Origin of the sequence: Pseudomonas sp. 3-2, from assembly GCF_019710535.1 — a bacterium.
GTDB lineage: Bacteria > Pseudomonadota > Gammaproteobacteria > Pseudomonadales > Pseudomonadaceae > Aquipseudomonas > Aquipseudomonas pharyngis.
Window position 1 is genome coordinate 258,960 of the sequence record NZ_CP081200.1, and the last position, 16,156, is coordinate 275,115.

The window sequence follows — 16,156 nt, forward strand, 5'->3', positions numbered from 1 at the left end:
TGAAATTAGCCTGATTCCCACGCCGAGCGTGGGAAGGATGAGTGCCGGGGTTAGTGTCGGTAGTGGGCGCCGGTGTGTTGCGGCGGCAGGTGCGCTTCGCCGTGAAACAGTTTTTCCCGCAGGCTGCCGGTGTCGTACGCGGTCTTGTACGAGCCGCGCCGTTGCAGTTCCGGAATCACCAGATCGATGAAATCCACATAGCTTTCCGGGGTGACGATGCGGGTCAGGTTGAAGCCGTCGAGGCCGGTTTCGGCGATCCACGATTCCAGTTCATCCGCCACTTGTTGCGGCGAGCCGACCACGGTGATGTAGCGCCCGCCCAGAGCGTGCTGATCGAGCAACTTGCGCCGGGTCCAGTCGTTGTTCTGCAGGTTTTTGGTGGCGGACTGGATGGCGTTGCTCTTCACGTACTGGATCGGTTCGTCGATTTCGTACTGGGAAAAGTCGATGCCAGTGGACGCCGAAAAATGCGCCACGCCTGCTTCGGCGCTGGCGTAGCTCAGGTATTCGGCATGCTTGGCCCAGGCCGCTTCCTCGGTCTCGCCGACGATCACATTGAGGCCCATGAACACCTTGATGTCCTCAGGATTGCGACCCGCTTCAACGGCGCTGGCGCGGACCTTGTCCACCTGCACCTTGGTCGACGGCTTGTTCTGGCCGCTGATGAACACGCACTCGGCATGCCGCCCGGCGAACAGCAGACCGCGATCCGAACTGCCGGCCTGGAACAGCACCGGCGTGCGCTGCGGCGACGGCTCGCACAGGTGATAACCCTCGACCTGATAGAACTCGCCCTTGTGTTCGACCTTGTGCACCTTGTCCGGCTGCGCGTAGATCCGCTGCTGTGGATCGTTGAGCACCGCCCCGTTTTCCCAGCTGCCTTCCCAGAGTTTGTAGAGCACTTCGAGGTACTCGTCGGCCTGGTCGTAACGCCGGTCGTGCTCGACCTGTTCGCTCAGGCCCATGGCCTTGGCGGCGCTGTCCAGGTAACCGGTGACGATGTTCCAGCCCACCCGTCCACGGCTCAGGTGGTCGAGGGTCGACATGCGTCGGGCGAACAGATACGGCGGCTCGTAGGTGAGGTTGGCGGTCAGGCCGAAACCGAGGTTTTTGGTCACCGCAGACATCGCCGATACCAGCAGCAGCGGATCGTTGACCGGCAGCTGGATCGACTCTTTCAGGGTGACGTCCACCGAGTTCTGATAGACGTCGTACACGCCGACGATGTCAGCGATGAACAGCCCGTCGAACAGCCCGCGCTCCAGCAGTTGCGCCAGTTCGGTCCAGTACTCGATGGTCTTGTACCGGGTCGAGGTGTCGCGCGGATGGGTCCACAACCCGTGGTTGATGTGGCCGATGCAATTCATGTTGAACGCATTGAGCAGGATCTTTTTCTTGCTCATCAGATGGTCCCTCGCAGCGGAGGGTTTTCATCGTTGAGGTAGTAATTGCCCACCGCGTGATATTTCCAGCGCACCGGGTCGTGCAGCGTATGTACCCGGGCGTTGCGCCAGTGGCGGTCGAGGCCGTGCTCGATCAGGGTGGCCTGGCTGCCGGCCAGCTCGAACAGGGTGCTGCCGGCGGCCAAGGAGATTTCGGTGCTGATCGCCCGTGCTTCGGCGACCGCAATCGAGGCCGCTGCAACCGTCTCGGCGTTGGTCTCGGCCTGGGCCGCGTCGAGGAATTCGCCGGCGCGTTCGAGCAGCGCTTCGGTGGCGTGCAGGCGAATACTCAGGTGGCCGAAGCTCTTGAGGGTCAGAGGGTCTTCGGTGGCCTTGTCGTTGCCCGAATCGATCCATGGACGGGTCTTGCTGCGCACGAAGTGCAGCGCATCTTCGTAGGCGGCGCGGGCGATGCCGGTGTCGATGGCGGCGTGAAGGATCTGCGCCAGCGGGCCGACCGGAGTCGGGCGCTCGAAAGCGCTCTGGAACGGGATGACATCTTCGGCGGCGACATACACGTCTTCGAACACCACCGAACCGCTGCCGGTGGTGCGCTGGCCGAAGCCGCTCCAGTCGTCGATCACGGTCAGGCCTTTGCTGTCGCGCGGGACGAAGGCCAGTTGCTGCACGCCGTTTTCATCAACTACCGACGTTGGAATCCGTTGGGCGTAAATGGCACCGGTCGCATAGAACTTACGGCCATTGATGCGATAACCGCTGCCGTCGCGCTTGAGGCTGGTGACACGGTCGTGGGCGGTCTTGGTGCCCAGTTCTGCCAGGGCATTGCCGAAGCGCTGGCCGGCGAGAACTTCGGCGTACAGCCGTTGTTTCTGCTCGTGGCTACCGTTCACCCGAAGCACTTCGAGGGCATAGAAATGGTTCTGTGGAATCTGCCCGAGCGAGCCGTCAGCCCGGGCGATCAGGGCGATGACTTTGGCCAGGGTCACGTTGGATACGCCGGCGCCGCCGTACTCCTTGGGCACGCTGATGCCCCACAGGCCGGAGCGGGAAAACACGTCGAGTTCCGGCAGCGGCAGGCGGCGTTCGCGGTCGCGCAGGTTGCTGTCGCGCTGGAAATCTTCGGCCAGGTCGCTGGCGACGATCAGGGCTTGCTCGTCGCTGGTGATGACCGCAACGGGATGGGAAAGAGTCATGTGTTTCTCCAGAGATCTGGTCAAAAGTGTTCGGGTCGTCAGATCCAGGAATGGCGAGCCGGCAACTTGCCGTTGAGGCGATAGGCGCCGACCGCGTGGTATTTCCAGCGCACCGGGTCGTGCAGGGTGTGCACCCGGGCGTTGCGCCAGTGACGGTCGAGGTTGAATTCGGCGAGGGTGGCGCGGCTGCCGGCCAGTTCGAAGAGTTTTTCGCTGGCCAGCAGTGAGATCTCGGTGGTCAGCACCTTGGCTTCGGCCACGGCAATCGACGCGCGGGCGGCGGATTCGGCGGTCAGTGGCGCGGCGTGCACCTGATCCAGCACCTGCCCGGCCTTGCGCAGCAGCGCTTCGGCGGCGTGCAGTTCGATTTTCAGTTTGCCGATGTCGGCGATCACGTAGAGGTCATCGCTGGCGCGCTCGACGTTGGCGTCGATCCACGGCCGGGCGCGGGTCTTGACGAATTCGATGGCGTCATCGATGGCGCCACGGGCGATGCCGGCGTCGATCGCTGCCTGAATCAGCTGCGACACCGCGCCCTGGGTGTTGGGCTTTTCGTTGATCTTCCAGTTGTCCACCACGAGGCCGGCATCGACCCGCACGTTGTTCAACAGGATCGTGCCGCTGGCGGTGGTGCGCTGGCCGAAACCCGACCAGTCATCGACGATGCGCAATCCCGGCGTGCCGCGACGGACGAAGGCCAGCACTTGCTTGCCGTCATCGTTGAGCGCCTTGACCGCGACCCAGTGTGCGAACAGGGCGCCGGTGGAGTAGAACTTCTGGCCATTGATCACGTAGTCATCGCCGTCGGCGGTGATGCGCGCCTTCAGTTCCAGGGTGTCCTTGGTGCCGCGTTCAGGCCCGGCGTTACCGATGCGCCAGCCTTCGAGCACGCTCTGCAGCAGATGCTTTTTCTGCTGCTCGGTGGCGCTGCCGAGGATCAGGTTGATGATGCCGAACTGGTTCTGCGGGATCTGTCCCAGCGCCGGGTCGGCGGCGGAAATGATCGCGAACACCTCGGCCAGGGTGACGAAGGAAACCTGCGGGCCGCCGTACTCGCGCGGAATCGCGATGCTGCCGAGGCCACTGCGGGTGAACTGTTCGATTTCCGACCATGGCAGCTTGCGCTGGCGATCACGTTTGGCGGCCTGCACGCGGGCGACCTGCGCCAGCTCATGGGCGGCCTTGATGGCTTGAGCGTCGTTGCGCAGCACTTGTGCGGGCAACAACAGCGGGGCGATGTCCAGGTCACTCTGGACGTTTGCGTCTGCCAGACTGGACATCAGTGCCGCTCCTTGGCTGCACGCAATGCCCTGGCGATCTGCACTGGGGTGATTGTGTTCCGGACCATGCTACCTACCTCACATCTCATGAAAAACGCCGCAAAGGTGCGGCGAACGAAAGAATGTCCGGTGGTCCGGTGTATATACCCTAAGCGCGTATAAAATTTAAATAAACTAACTTTTAGGAATATGTATAGAAGGGGGCGTGGTCTGGCTGGTTAAGCGTGCGGCGACGAGGGACGGCGTCCCTCATCGACCGTTTTGGCTCATTTCTTTTGTGGCTCTGCCGCCTTCAGCGTTTCCTTGAGCGGCACCTTGAGGTAGGGATTCACGCAACCGATCTTCAGCGTTCGCGGCGGTGCCCAGCGCGAGTTGTTGCCGACCCGGTCGAGGATGCAATAGGTCACGTCCAGACGCAGATCCTCGCCGGCCTCGGTGATGACTGCCGGCGGCACCCAGACCTGAATCGGCTTGCCGATATCGGCAGGGGTGATGCGTGCCAGATCCATCCGTACATCGCCCCAGCGCAAGGTGATGGCATCGCCTTCGGCCATGTTCAGATACGGCTCGATAGTCAGTGGCACGCCGCGTCTGATCTGGTTCGCGTTGACGCCTTGACGGCGAATGGTCTCGGGCAGCGTCACCGGTGCCAGTTGCTGGTTTTCGTCGCCACACAGCGCTGGAGGCTGTCCTCCGGGGCAGTCGAGCTTGACCGTGACCCGCGCCGCCGCCGACAGCGATGGCCCGTGCCCCACCCGCATGACCCGATAGTGGATGCGAGACGAGCCGCTGGCGATGAAGCTTTCCGGCACTCGCAGGCTGATTGGGGCCGCGACGTCCTGTGCTTTCAGCAGGTGAGAGGCGACATAGCAGTTGTTCCAGAACAGTTCGATCAGGTCGCCGGTGTCCATGTCCGGATAAGGCGGCACATCGACCAGCAGATGAGCTGCTGCCGCGAGGTTGATGCCGTTGTTTCGGGATGGCGCCAGGCTCGGCGCGGCCAGTTCGGGAATGTGCGAAGTGCGGGTCATGAAATCCTCTCCTTGAAGCCTTGCAGCGAAATCCGTTTCTGAAAGTTCAAATGGCGTGAATTGCCCGGTAATAAAAACAGGGTCGTTCGGCCATTCGTTATCGGGTCTTGGTAATGTTGTGGGGCGCGATGAGTGACTAGATAAAAGTTCGCTGAATGGCGTGTCAACGGACAGGGTTAGTTAATTGGAGAATTACGGATTTATCAGAAGCTTCCTACGCAGATAAGGCACTCTACCTATTCTGCATGGCGAATCGAGCCACAGCTTTTGCCGGTTTTTATCGTTCTGTCGTCGGTCGGTTTGTACAGCTGGAAATTTGGAGGGGGCGAACTTTAATCGCGGCGAGACTGTTGCAGGACATATATATGTAATGCAGTCACTTGATTAATTTTTTAGTGGGGAGGGCGTAAGCGAAACTTCCATCCATGGAAGTTTGTATTCCGGAAAGTTTACAGGTCAGCCGTTATTTCTGAACTTGCTGAGGAACTGTCGAGTGCGTTCTTCTTTCGGATTGGCGAACAACGCTTTCGCTTCACCTTGTTCGACGATCACGCCTTTATCGAAAAACACCACGCGGTTGGCCACATCACGGGCGAATGCCATTTCGTGGGTGACGATCACCATGGTGCGTTTCTCCTCGGCGAGGCCGCGGATGGTCGCCAGCACTTCACCCACCAGTTCCGGATCGAGGGCCGAGGTCGGCTCGTCGAACAGGATCACTTCCGGCTCCATCGCCAGCGCCCGGGCAATCGCCACGCGCTGTTGCTGGCCACCGGACAGGCGCCGTGGGTAGGCGTCTTCCTTGCCCGCCAGGCCAACCTTGGCCAGCAGCTTCTTGCCCAGGGCAATGGCTGCATCGCGAGGCGTCTTCTTGACCACGATCGGGCCTTCGATGACGTTTTCCAGGGCGGTGCGGTGCGGGAACAGGTTGAAGTTCTGGAACACGAAGCCCACATGCTGGCGCAGGTTGCGCACCAGGCTCTGCTGCTGGTTCAACGGGCGGCTGGTATCGATCTCGATCTCGCCGACCTTGATCCGGCCGCTGGTGGGTTCCTCGAGGAAGTTCAGACAGCGCAGGAACGTGGTCTTGCCCGAGCCACTGGGGCCGATGATTGCCACGACCTCGCCTTCCTTCACCTCCAGATCAATGCCGTTGAGCACGACTTGACCCTTGAACTGCTTTGTCAGTTTTTCCACGACAATCATGGGGTCAGGACTCCTGGTCGTGCCGATTGACCCGCTCTTCCAACTTGTTCTGGAAGTGCGACAGCACCGTGGCCAGAATCCAGTAAAGCAGTGCGGCGCTTAGGTACATGGTGAAAATTTCGAAGTTACGGGCGCTGATCAACTGCGCCTGACGTAACAACTCCGGCACCTGGATGGTGGCGGCCTGTGCAGTGTCCTTGACCAGGGAAATGAAGCTGTTGCCCAGCGCCGGTAATGCTGTGCGCATCGCCTGGGGCAGGATGGCCCGCCGCAGGGTTTGCGCGCGAGTCATGCCAATGCTCGCAGCGGCTTCCCACTGACCGCGTTCAATCGAACTGATCGAAGAGCGCAGGATTTCACAGATGTAGGCCGCCATGTTCAGCGAAAGGCCGATCAGGGCGGCTGGGATCGGATCGAGTTCGATCCCCACCTGTGGCAAGCCAAAATAGATCACGAACAGTTGTACGAGCAACGGCGTGCCGCGAAAAAACGACACGTAGATGCGGGCAATCCAGTTCGCCACCTTGATGCGCGACAGACGCATCAACGCCAGACTGAAACCGAGCAGGAAGCCGAAGAGCATGCCACCCAGACTGAGGATGACGGTGAAGTACATGCCCTTGAGCAAAAAGGGCATGGCCTCCCGTACGATTTGGAAAGTTGCTTCCATTATTTAGTGACGTCGGCGCTGAAGTATTTTTCCGAAAGCTTGGCCAGCGTGCCATCGGCGCGCAGCTTGTCGATGGCCTTATTTACGGCCGCCAGCAGTTCAGGCTCGCCTTTGCGCAAGGCAACGCCAGCCTCCTGACGGGAGAACGGTTCGCCGGCGGCGGTGGTGTCCTTGGCTTTTCTTGCATATTCCAGTGCGGCCAGACGGTCGATCAGGATGGCGTCGATGCGACCTACACGCAGGTCCTGGAACTTGGTCGGATCATCTTCATAGGTACGCACGTCAGCGGTCGGCACGTTGGCTTTGACCCACTGCTCGTAGTTGGTGCCCAGGCCCACGCCGACTTTCTTGCCACCCAGATCGGCAGCGGATTTGATGTTCAGGTCGGCGGCTTTCTTGGTCAACACCAGCGCCTGAATCCCCGAAACGGTGTACGGCTCGGAGAAGTCATACTTCTTCTTGCGCTCTTCGGAGATGGTCACCTGGTTGATCACGGCGTCCAGACGCTTGGATTCAAGCGCGGCGAGGATGCCGTCCCATTTGGTCGTCTGCAGCTTGACCTTCACGCCCAGCTCTTTAGCCAGCGCTTCAGAGAACTCAACTTCGAAACCGGACAGTTTGCCGTTCTCGTCAACGAAGCTGAACGGTGGATAAGTGCCTTCCAGGCCGACGTTGATAACGCCTTTGTCCTTGATCTGTTGCAGTTGTTCACCGGCAACGGCGCTGCTGATCAGACCGGCGCTCAGTGCCAGGCCCAGCGAACCTACCAGCAGATTTCGACGTAGTGCGGAAAGAATCATGACAAGCCCCTGTGTTTTCTTATGGAAGACGCTTTAAGGAAAGTTGGCGAATCCGGGAATTGGACGACAGCGCTATCCTGCCTTAAAGCAGCTTATGCGTCTCTCGCGAAATTCGCCTGCGGCGAGACTATATGACGGTTCTTTTAGAATGGAAAATAATGAATTTTCCGTTTGTTATTCATCTGTGGAATATATGTTTTTCGTATTCCGGGATGCATTCCCACGCAGAGCGTGGGAACGAGCGCGTCAGAGAAAATCCTTGTACGCAAACAACGCCGGGGCGCCGCCGGTGTGCAGGAAGATGATCGGGCCGTCATCGAAACGCCCGCGACCGATGCCGTCGAGCAGCCCGGCCATGGCCTTGCCGGTGTAGACCGGATCGAGCAGCACGGCGTCCTGACTCGCCAGCAGTTTCACCGCCGCCAGTGTCCCGGCGTTCGGCTCGCCGTAGCGCGGGCCGAAGTATTCATCCCACAACTCGACCTTGAAACTGTCCGGCAGTGCCACGCCCAGCAGGTCGGCGGTGCGTTCGGCCAGGCCCTGGACTTTCGGGCGCTGATCTTCTTCGCTGCGCGACACCGTCACGCCGATCACCGGCAGTTGTGGCAGGGCTTCACTCAACGCCAGCGCCAGACCGCTGTGAGTGCCGGCACTGCCCGAGGCCAAAACGACGGCGGAAAATTGCAGCCCGGTGTCCTTGATCTGTTCCGCCAGCTCCAGACCGGCGCGCACGTAACCCAGCGCGCCCAGGGCGTTGGAGCCACCGATCGGCACCAGATACGGCTTCTTGCCGTTGCTGCGCAGGCGCACGGCGAGGGCGGCCAGTTGTTCGTCGGCGTTGTCGAGGTTGTCGACCAGCTCTACCTTGGTGTCGAACAGGTCCAGCAGCAGGCGGTTGCCGTTGCCGGTGTAGTTGCTGTCGTCGGTGCCCAGTGGATTTTCCAGCAGCGCTACGCAACCCAGGCCCAGTTTGGCGGCCAGCGCGGCGGTCTGGCGAACGTGGTTCGATTGCAGTGCACCGGCGGTGATCAGGGTATCGGCGCCTTGGGCGAGGGCATCGGCGGCAAGGTATTCGAGCTTGCGCAGCTTGTTGCCGCCCATGGCCAGCGGCGTCAGGTCGTCGCGTTTGATGTAGACATCGCGGCCGAGCCAGGTGGACAGGCGCTCGAGCTTTTCCAGTGGGGTCGGTTGGCCGAGCAGGTCGAGGCGGTTGAAGCGTTGCAGCTGTTGTTTGATCGGTTGTGTGGACATGGTTCCGTACTGGCGGAGGAAGTTCACCGGACTATAGGCACGCCGATTTACCGGGGCAACCGTCAATCGCTTATAGCCAAATGTGCTTAGGCCAGCACTATCGGTTCTTAATTCGCCCCGGTGGGGTTGCCGTAAAGTAGGCGCCGTTGACGCGGCCAGACAGTCCGGCCGCCCGTGAGGAGTCTTTACCGTGAGCGAGCGTTCCAGCCATTGGCAATTGCAGACCATCGTCAGCCAGCTGCGTACCGCGCGGGATCAGTGGCGTGCACAGAATGGCCGCGCGTCCGGCGAGCAGGGCGGGCGCGAATTGCCGTCCCGCGATGCGATGGCGCAGATCCTTGAAGCCCTGTGCGGCGCACTGTTTCCGATGCGGCTGGGGCCGGTGGATCTGCGTGAAGAGAGCGAGGATTTTTACGTCGGTCATACCCTCGATGTCGCGCTGAATGCGTTGCTGGCCCAGGCACGACTCGAGTTGCGTTACGTCGCCCGTCACAGTGCCCAGGCAGACACTGAAGTCGAGGCTCAGGCGATCAGGATCATCCAGGATTTCGCCCTCGCACTGCCGGGCCTGCGCAGCTTGCTCGACACCGATGTGCTGGCCGCCTACCACGGCGACCCGGCGGCGCGCAGCGTCGATGAAGTGCTGTTGTGCTATCCGGGGATTCTGGCGGTGATTCACCATCGTCTGGCCCACCATTTGTACCGCGCAGGTTTGCCGCTGCTGGCGCGGATCAGCTCGGAAATCGCCCACTCGGCGACCGGCATCGATATTCACCCGGGCGCGCAGATCGGCCGCAGTTTCTTCATCGACCACGGGACGGGTGTGGTGATCGGCGAGACCGCGATCATCGGCGAGCGCGTCAGGATTTATCAGGCGGTGACCCTCGGCGCCAAGCGCTTCCCGGCGGACGAGGACGGCCAGTTGCAGAAAGGCCATCCGCGCCATCCGATTGTCGAGGACGACGTGGTGATCTACGCCGGAGCGACGATTCTCGGGCGGATCACCATCGGCAAAGGCTCGACCATTGGCGGCAACGTCTGGCTGACCCGCAGCGTGCCGGCCGGGTGCAACCTGACCCAGGCCAACCTGCAGCATGATGACGGGACGCAGAAGTAATTTTTTCTATCTGATCGTTCCCGCGCAACGCGGGAACGATCGTCCTCGCCACAGCGTCATACCCCCTCTTGAGCTAGCGTACGAAAAGTACCGCTGAGCCCTGCGATTAGTCCTTGGCGCGCTATCCATGTTTAACTTGAACGTTCATTCAAGTTAAACCGGCGGTTCGCTGCCCGCTCACAACAGGAGGCTTGCCTTTGCTGAGTCCGATCATTTCAGCCATTTCCCAACGCCTTGAGGTGCACCGTTCATGAGTGCATCGTCCACCCCCGCCAGCGGTCTGGTGCGCATGAATCCGCCGGTGTTCTGGTTCGCCGCGACGGTGATTCTGCTGTTCGGCCTGACCGTCATCGCCATGCCGGAACAGGCCGGCGCCTGGCTTCTCGAAGCGCAAAACTGGGCGGCCAACACGGTCGGCTGGTACTACATGCTCGCCATGACCCTGTATCTGATCTTCGTGGTGGTTACCGCGTTGTCGGGCTACGGCAAGATCAAACTCGGTGCCGACCACGACGAACCCGAATTCAGTTACCTGTCCTGGGCCGGCATGCTGTTCGCCGCCGGGATCAGCATCACGCTGTTTTTCTTCTGTGTGTCCGAACCGTTGACCCACATGCTCCAGCCGCCCCAGGGCGAGGCCGGCACGGCGGACGCGGCGCGTCAGGCGATGCAGATTCTGTTTCTGCACTGGGGCCTGCACGGCTGGGGCGTGTTCGCTTTCGTCGGCATGGCGCTGGCGTATTTCGCTTATCGGCACAACCTGCCACTGGCCCTGCGTTCGGCGCTGTATCCGCTGATCGGCAAACGCATCAACGGTCCCATCGGCTACGCGGTGGACGGCTTCGGCATTATCGCCACGGTGTTCGGCCTCGGTGCGGACATGGGCTTCGGCGTGCTCCATCTCAACTCCGGTCTGGACTATCTGTTCGGCATCGCCCACACCCAGTGGATTCAGGTCGGCCTGATCACGCTGATGATGGGCGCGGCGATCATCGTCGCCGTCTCCGGCGTGGATAAAGGTGTGCGGGTGATGTCCGACATCAACATGCTGCTGGCCTGTGCGTTGCTGCTGTTCGTGTTGTTCGCCGGCCCCACCCAGCATTTGCTCAACACCCTGATCCAGAACCTCGGTGACTACCTCGGCGCGTTGCCGATGAAGAGTTTCGATCTCTATGCCTACGACAAACCGAGCGACTGGCTCGGCGGCTGGACGGTGTTCTACTGGGCCTGGTGGATTGCATGGTCGCCGTTCGTGGGCCTGTTCATCGCACGGATTTCCCGTGGCCGGACCATCCGCGAATTCGTCTTCGGCGTGCTGCTGATTCCGCTGGGTTTCACCCTGGCGTGGATGTCGATTTTCGGCAACAGCGCCATCGACCAGGTGCTCAATCACGGTATGACGGCACTGGGCATGTCGGCCCTCGACAACCCGTCGATGACCCTTTACCTGCTGCTGGAAACCTATCCGTGGAGCAAGACCGTCATCGCGGTGACGGTGTTCATCAGCTTCGTGTTCTTCGTCACCTCCGCCGACTCCGGCACCGTGGTGCTCTCGACCCTGTCGGCCAAGGGCGGCAACCCGGATGAAGACGGGCCGAAATGGCTGCGGGTGTTCTGGGGTGCGATGACCGCGCTGGTGACCAGTGCGCTGCTGTTCTCCGGCAGCATCGATGCGTTGAAGTCGGCGGTGGTGCTGACCTCGCTGCCGTTCTCGATGATCTTGCTGCTGATGATGTGGGGCCTGCACAAGGCGTTCTATCTGGAGTCGCAGAAGCAGATCGCGCAGCTGCATTCCCTGGCGCCGGTCTCCGGTTCACGGCGTGGCAAGGGCGGCTGGCGTCAGCGTTTGAGCCAGGCCGTGCACTTTCCGTCGCGCGACGAGGTGTACCGCTTCATGGACACCACGGTGAAACCGGCCATCGAAGAAGTGACGGCCGTGTTCGCCGAGAAAGGCCTGAACGTGGTCACCCAACCGGATCCGGCGCACGACAGCGTCAGCCTGGAAATCGGTCACGGCGAGCAGCACCCGTTCATCTATCAGGTGCAGATGCGCGGCTACTTCACGCCGTCGTTCGCTCGAGGCGGGATGGGTTCCAAACAGCTCAACAATCGCCGCTACTACCGTGCCGAGGTGCACTTGAGCGAGGGCAGTCAGGATTACGATCTGGTCGGCTACACCAAAGAGCAGATCATCAACGACATCCTCGACCAGTACGAACGGCACATGCAGTTCCTGCATCTGGTGCGTTGATCGGGGCAGAGCGCCGGGACGCTTTCAGGTCTCGGCGCTCAGCACCATGAACAACACCATCGCCGCCAGCGGCACACCATACACGGCGCTGCCGATCGCAATCTCCGACCCCAGCGGCTGCCCGGCATGCACCACGCCGACTGCACCATTGATCACCGTCAACGCCAGCCACAACGCCGCGAAACCATAGGCCAGCGTCTGCCGACTGAAGCCGATGCGCTCGCCGATGTAGAACATCAGCGCCAGCAGGATCAGGCCGAAGAAGATGATGATTGCGGTGTGCATGGGGAGGCCTGCGGCATAGTCGGTGTTTGGTCGGGCGCCTTCGCGGGCAAGTCGAATCGTCGCACCGCCGCTCCCACAAGGGTTCTGTGTCCTCCACAGATTTTGTACGCAACACAGAACCTGTGGGAGCGGGCTTGCCCGCGAAGGCGCCACCTCGGTTTCATTTAGAGCATAGCCAAACCAGCCCACGCCATATTCGTCAGGTACTTTCCCGCTCAATAACCGTGCACTGCAGCAGGTTCAGCCGCTGCACCTCATCGCTCGGCAACACGCCAAGGCTTTCCAGTACCCGCGTTGCCGCCAGCACGCCGATCTCCAGCGCGGGCGGTTTGATCGTGCTCAGGCTGGGCAGCAGCATCTCGGCGAACGGGTAGTCGCCGAAGCCTAGGACGGCGCAGTCTTCGGGGATTTTGAGGCCGGCGCGTTGTCCGGCCAGCAGGCCGCCAGCGGCGAGGTTGTCGTTGGCGAAGATGATGGCGTCCGGACGGGGTGAGGCGTTCATCAGCGCTTGCATCGCTTGTTTGCCGGCCTCGAACGGGGCTCGATCGGCGTCCGGTGCGAATACCCACGGTTCCAGGCCCAACTCGCGGACGGTCGCCGCATAGCCGTCGCGGCGTTCCAGTGCGCTGAAGTCGCCGGGTGCGCTGTTCTGCACGAACGCGATGCGTCGATAGCCTTTGTTGTGCAGATAACGAGCGGCGCTGACCCCCACTTCAAAGTGCGAAAAGCCGATCTGCATCGGCTCGCGATCCGGCTGGTAATCCCAGGTTTCGATCACCGGGATATCCGCTTCGGCAAGCATCTTTTCTGTGCCCGCGCTGTGGAAGTGACTGGTCACCACCAGCGCCGCCGGCGACCAGCCGAGGAAGGCCCGCACCGCGTTTTCTTCCTGTTCAGTGCTGAAGTAACTCGAGGCCAGAAGTAGCTGATAACCATGACGGCTGAGGGTGTCGCTGAAGCCCTGAATGGTGTTGGCGAAGATCGGCCCGGAAATGTTCGGGATCACCATGCCAACGATTTTCCCCCGTGCCGAGGCGAGCCCGCCGGCCACCAGATTCGGCACATAACCCAGTTCGGCGACCACCGCCGCGATCCGTTCGCGACGCTCGGGCGAGACCTGTTCCGGCTGGTTGAAATAGCGCGACACGGTGATCGCCGAAACACCGGCCTGGCGCGCCACCGCGTTGAGGGTCACGCGACCGGCGCCACGGCGTTTGCGGGGCTTTTCTTCGCTCAAGGCTCGATCCTTCTTGAAAACCAAAACGCATATAAAAGTAATTTTTCAGTATTGGACGGTCTATGTCCGACTTGCCAATACTGGCGATGTTAGCGCTAACAAAGCGCGTTGTCTGCTACTCGCTCGAGCGAATGCCCAAGACACCGAGACAGGCGCTGTCGTCGCAGAACGGCAGCGGTTCAGGGCAACTTTTCGAGCGGGCAAACATGCACAACATTCCTGGGGCGACACACAAACTGGCGCAATCGATCCGCGCTGCGGGCTGGCTACTCACCGGGCTGGCCGCGCTGCCGCTGCCCGTCGCGTTCGCCGCCGACAGCACCGATCAGGAGCCGACCCTCAAATCCGTCACGGTCACCGCCACCCGCCGCGAAGAGTCGCTGCAAAAAGTGCCGGTGGCGGTATCGGTGATCGACGGCGAGCAGCTGGAACGCGACAACCGCAACAGCGTGGCGAGCATCGTCCAGCAAGTGCCGTCGCTGAATTTCCGCACCGGCGCATCGAACAAGGACACCTCGCTGTTCGTGCGTGGCGTGGGGACGATTTCCACCTCGCCAGGCGTCGAGCCGACGGTGGCTACGGTGATTGATGGTGTGGTTTATGCGCGCCCCGGCCAATCCACTCTGGATCTGCTGGACCTGGAGCGCGTCGAAGTTCTGCGCGGTCCGCAAGGCACGCTGTTCGGCAAGAACGCCTCGGCCGGCGTGCTGAACATCACCAGCAAGGCGCCGACCGCCGCGACCCACGGCTACATCGATCAGTCGTATTACAGCGGCAACGAAAGCCGCACCCGGTTCGGCATCGGCGGCAGCCTGGTTCCGGACACGCTCAAGGGCTCGATCAGCACCCTGTTCGGTACTTACGACGGCAACGTCGACAACCAGCACAACGGTCAGGAGGTCAACGGTTACAACCATCGCGGCGTGCGCGGCAAACTGGAATTCACCCCGAACGACGACGTCACCTTTACCCTGATCGCCGACTACATGCAGTCCCACGATGACGGCCCCAACGGCGTCGTGACCAAGTCGTTGACCCCGGCCTTCGCCAATGCGTTGAGCCCGGTCAGTGCCACCAGCCACAATCGCGACATCAACACCGACACCCGCTCCCACGTCGAGGACACCAACAAGGGCCTGTCCGGCCAGCTCGACTGGCAACTGGGCGATTACACCCTGACGTCGATCACCGCGTGGCGTGGCTGGGACAACACCCAGTATCAGGACGGCGACCGCCTCGGCACGGTGACGGCGGCGTTCCCCGGCACGGCGGACAAGGGCGATCTGGCCTTCGACCAGTACTCGCAGGAGCTGCGTCTGGCGTCGCCGAAAGGCGAGTTCCTCGAATACGTTGGCGGCCTGTTCTACATGCACGGCAAGGACGAGGAAACCTATCAGCGCACGCTGACCACCACCACACGAACTGATCGCGGCGTCGCCGATTACAGCACCACCAGCGACAGCTATGCGGTGTTCGGCGAGAGCACGCTGAATTTCACCTCGGATTTGCGTGGCATCGCCGGCCTGCGCTACACCCACGACGATCTCGAATACGATCACCGTCGCGTCTCCACTTCCGCCGCCACCGTCAGCGGCATTCAACCGGCCACTCGCAGCTCCGGTTCGGTGGACGAGGACGGCTGGTCCGGTCGGCTCGGTTTGCAGTACGACCTGAGCGATACCGTCACCACTTATCTGACCTATTCGCGTGGCTACAAAGGCCCGGCCTACAACGTGTTTTTCAACATGCAGCCGCGCGACACCGAAGCGCTGAAACCGGAAACCTCCAACACCTGGGAGGCGGGGATCAAGGCTTCGTCCTGGAACAATCGCCTGACCACCAACCTCGCGGTTTTCCATAGCGACTACGACAACTATCAGGCGAATTTTTTCGACACCGTCGCCGGGCAAGTCGTAACGCGCCTGATCAACGCCGGCAGCGTCAGCACCGAAGGTGTGGAGCTTGATTTCGCCCTGCAGGCGACCCAGCAACTGAAGTTTTCCGGCGCGCTGGCCTACACCCGCGCCCGCATCGACGAGTTCGCCTGCCCGGCGGGTGCGGCGGCGTCGTGCAACGTCAACGGCAAGCCGCTGCCGTTCAGCCCGGACTGGAAAAGCTACGTGCGGGCCGACTACACGATCCCGCTGGATAACGGCCTGGATATCGAACTCGGCACCGACTACAGCTGGCAGAGCGAAGTGCAGTACGACATCAGCCAGAACGCCGACACCAAGCAGGGCGCCTACGGCCTCTGGAATGCCAGCGTGGCCCTGGCCGACTACACCAACGGCTGGCGCGTGGCGTTGCTGGGCAAGAACCTCACCGACAAGTCCTATTCGCCGCTGCTCGCCAGCGGAGGCAACTACATCTACCGCGCCGTGCCTCGCGACGACGAGCGCTACTTCGGCGTGCAACTGCGCAAGGACTTCTGA

13 protein-coding genes are annotated in these 16,156 nt (G+C 61.5%); 3 read left to right on the plus strand and 10 right to left on the minus strand.

Annotated features, from left to right (window positions below; all coding sequences use genetic code 11):
• Nucleotides 1-50: 50 nt before the first annotated feature.
• The 8 genes from K3819_RS01140 to K3819_RS01175 all read right to left on the minus strand — a co-directional run bounded on the left by K3819_RS01140 (nt 51) and on the right by K3819_RS01175 (nt 8,834).
• Nucleotides 51-1,403 (minus strand): LLM class flavin-dependent oxidoreductase, encoded by a 1,353-nt coding sequence (locus K3819_RS01140; protein WP_085611211.1) that lies wholly within the window; start codon nt 1,401-1,403, stop codon nt 51-53.
• Nucleotides 1,403-2,596: an SfnB family sulfur acquisition oxidoreductase gene (locus K3819_RS01145; protein WP_221398481.1), complete on the minus strand. Its 1,194-nt coding sequence runs from the start codon at nt 2,594-2,596 to the stop codon at nt 1,403-1,405. Before K3819_RS01145 ends, K3819_RS01140 begins: the two co-directional genes overlap by 1 nt.
• A gap of 38 nt (nt 2,597-2,634) precedes the next feature.
• On the minus strand, nt 2,635-3,876 hold the full coding sequence (locus tag K3819_RS01150) for an SfnB family sulfur acquisition oxidoreductase (protein ID WP_039764545.1): 1,242 nt from the start codon (nt 3,874-3,876) through the stop codon (nt 2,635-2,637).
• 266 nt (nt 3,877-4,142) lie between these two features.
• Nucleotides 4,143-4,907 (minus strand): hypothetical protein, encoded by a 765-nt coding sequence (locus K3819_RS01155; protein WP_221398482.1) that lies wholly within the window; start codon nt 4,905-4,907, stop codon nt 4,143-4,145.
• Nucleotides 4,908-5,363: 456 nt separating this feature from the next.
• Nucleotides 5,364-6,113 (minus strand): L-cystine ABC transporter ATP-binding protein TcyN, encoded by a 750-nt coding sequence (tcyN, locus tag K3819_RS01160; RefSeq protein ID WP_064382730.1) that lies wholly within the window; start codon nt 6,111-6,113, stop codon nt 5,364-5,366.
• 4 nt (nt 6,114-6,117) lie between these two features.
• On the minus strand, nt 6,118-6,783 hold the full coding sequence (tcyL, locus tag K3819_RS01165) for a cystine ABC transporter permease (RefSeq protein WP_221398483.1): 666 nt from the start codon (nt 6,781-6,783) through the stop codon (nt 6,118-6,120).
• Nucleotides 6,783-7,583 carry a cystine ABC transporter substrate-binding protein gene (tcyJ, locus tag K3819_RS01170; RefSeq protein WP_221398484.1) on the minus strand — a complete coding sequence of 267 codons (801 nt, stop codon included), beginning with the start codon at nt 7,581-7,583 and terminating at the stop codon, nt 6,783-6,785. Before tcyJ ends, tcyL begins: the two co-directional genes overlap by 1 nt.
• Before the next feature lie 246 nt (nt 7,584-7,829).
• Entirely contained in the window at nt 7,830-8,834 is a 1,005-nt protein-coding gene (locus K3819_RS01175) for a D-cysteine desulfhydrase (protein ID WP_085647938.1), read from the minus strand.
• A gap of 190 nt (nt 8,835-9,024) precedes the next feature.
• On the opposite strand from K3819_RS01175, the gene epsC reads away from it, so the two are divergent.
• Nucleotides 9,025-9,951, plus strand: a complete 927-nt coding sequence (gene epsC / locus K3819_RS01180) for a serine O-acetyltransferase EpsC (RefSeq protein WP_007952730.1) — start codon at nt 9,025-9,027, stop codon at nt 9,949-9,951.
• Between the two features lie 289 nt (nt 9,952-10,240).
• Nucleotides 10,241-12,202, plus strand: coding sequence for a choline transporter BetT (gene betT / locus K3819_RS01185; protein ID WP_172829513.1), 1,962 nt, complete (start codon nt 10,241-10,243; stop codon nt 12,200-12,202).
• A 24-nt stretch (nt 12,203-12,226) separates the two neighbouring features.
• Here betT and K3819_RS01190 read toward each other — a convergent pair whose 3' ends face one another.
• A complete protein-coding gene (locus K3819_RS01190; RefSeq protein WP_007952727.1) occupies nt 12,227-12,487 on the minus strand; it encodes a hypothetical protein in 261 nt (86 codons plus the stop codon).
• Nucleotides 12,488-12,686: 199 nt separating this feature from the next.
• Entirely contained in the window at nt 12,687-13,724 is a 1,038-nt protein-coding gene (locus K3819_RS01195) for a LacI family DNA-binding transcriptional regulator (protein WP_221398485.1), read from the minus strand.
• Between the two features lie 206 nt (nt 13,725-13,930).
• On the opposite strand from K3819_RS01195, the gene K3819_RS01200 reads away from it, so the two are divergent.
• Nucleotides 13,931-16,156, plus strand: a complete 2,226-nt coding sequence (locus K3819_RS01200) for a TonB-dependent receptor (protein ID WP_221398486.1) — start codon at nt 13,931-13,933, stop codon at nt 16,154-16,156.

Excerpts from the sequence above, each read along its gene's own strand:
- K3819_RS01140 (WP_085611211.1), bottom strand. The coding sequence starts at position 1,403 with ATGAGCAAGAAAAAGATCCTGCTCAATGCGTTCAACATGAATTGCATC.
- K3819_RS01145 (WP_221398481.1), bottom strand. The coding sequence starts at position 2,596 with ATGACTCTTTCCCATCCCGTTGCGGTCATCACCAGCGACGAGCAAGCC.
- K3819_RS01150 (WP_039764545.1), bottom strand. The coding sequence starts at position 3,876 with ATGTCCAGTCTGGCAGACGCAAACGTCCAGAGTGACCTGGACATCGCC.
- K3819_RS01155 (WP_221398482.1), bottom strand. The coding sequence starts at position 4,907 with ATGACCCGCACTTCGCACATTCCCGAACTGGCCGCGCCGAGCCTGGCG.
- tcyN (WP_064382730.1), bottom strand. The coding sequence starts at position 6,113 with ATGATTGTCGTGGAAAAACTGACAAAGCAGTTCAAGGGTCAAGTCGTG.
- tcyL (WP_221398483.1), bottom strand. The coding sequence starts at position 6,783 with ATGGAAGCAACTTTCCAAATCGTACGGGAGGCCATGCCCTTTTTGCTC.
- tcyJ (WP_221398484.1), bottom strand. The coding sequence starts at position 7,583 with ATGATTCTTTCCGCACTACGTCGAAATCTGCTGGTAGGTTCGCTGGGC.
- K3819_RS01175 (WP_085647938.1), bottom strand. The coding sequence starts at position 8,834 with ATGTCCACACAACCGATCAAACAACAGCTGCAACGCTTCAACCGCCTC.
- betT (WP_172829513.1), top strand. The coding sequence starts at position 10,241 with ATGAATCCGCCGGTGTTCTGGTTCGCCGCGACGGTGATTCTGCTGTTC.
- K3819_RS01190 (WP_007952727.1), bottom strand. The coding sequence starts at position 12,487 with ATGCACACCGCAATCATCATCTTCTTCGGCCTGATCCTGCTGGCGCTG.
- K3819_RS01200 (WP_221398486.1), top strand. The coding sequence starts at position 13,931 with ATGCACAACATTCCTGGGGCGACACACAAACTGGCGCAATCGATCCGC.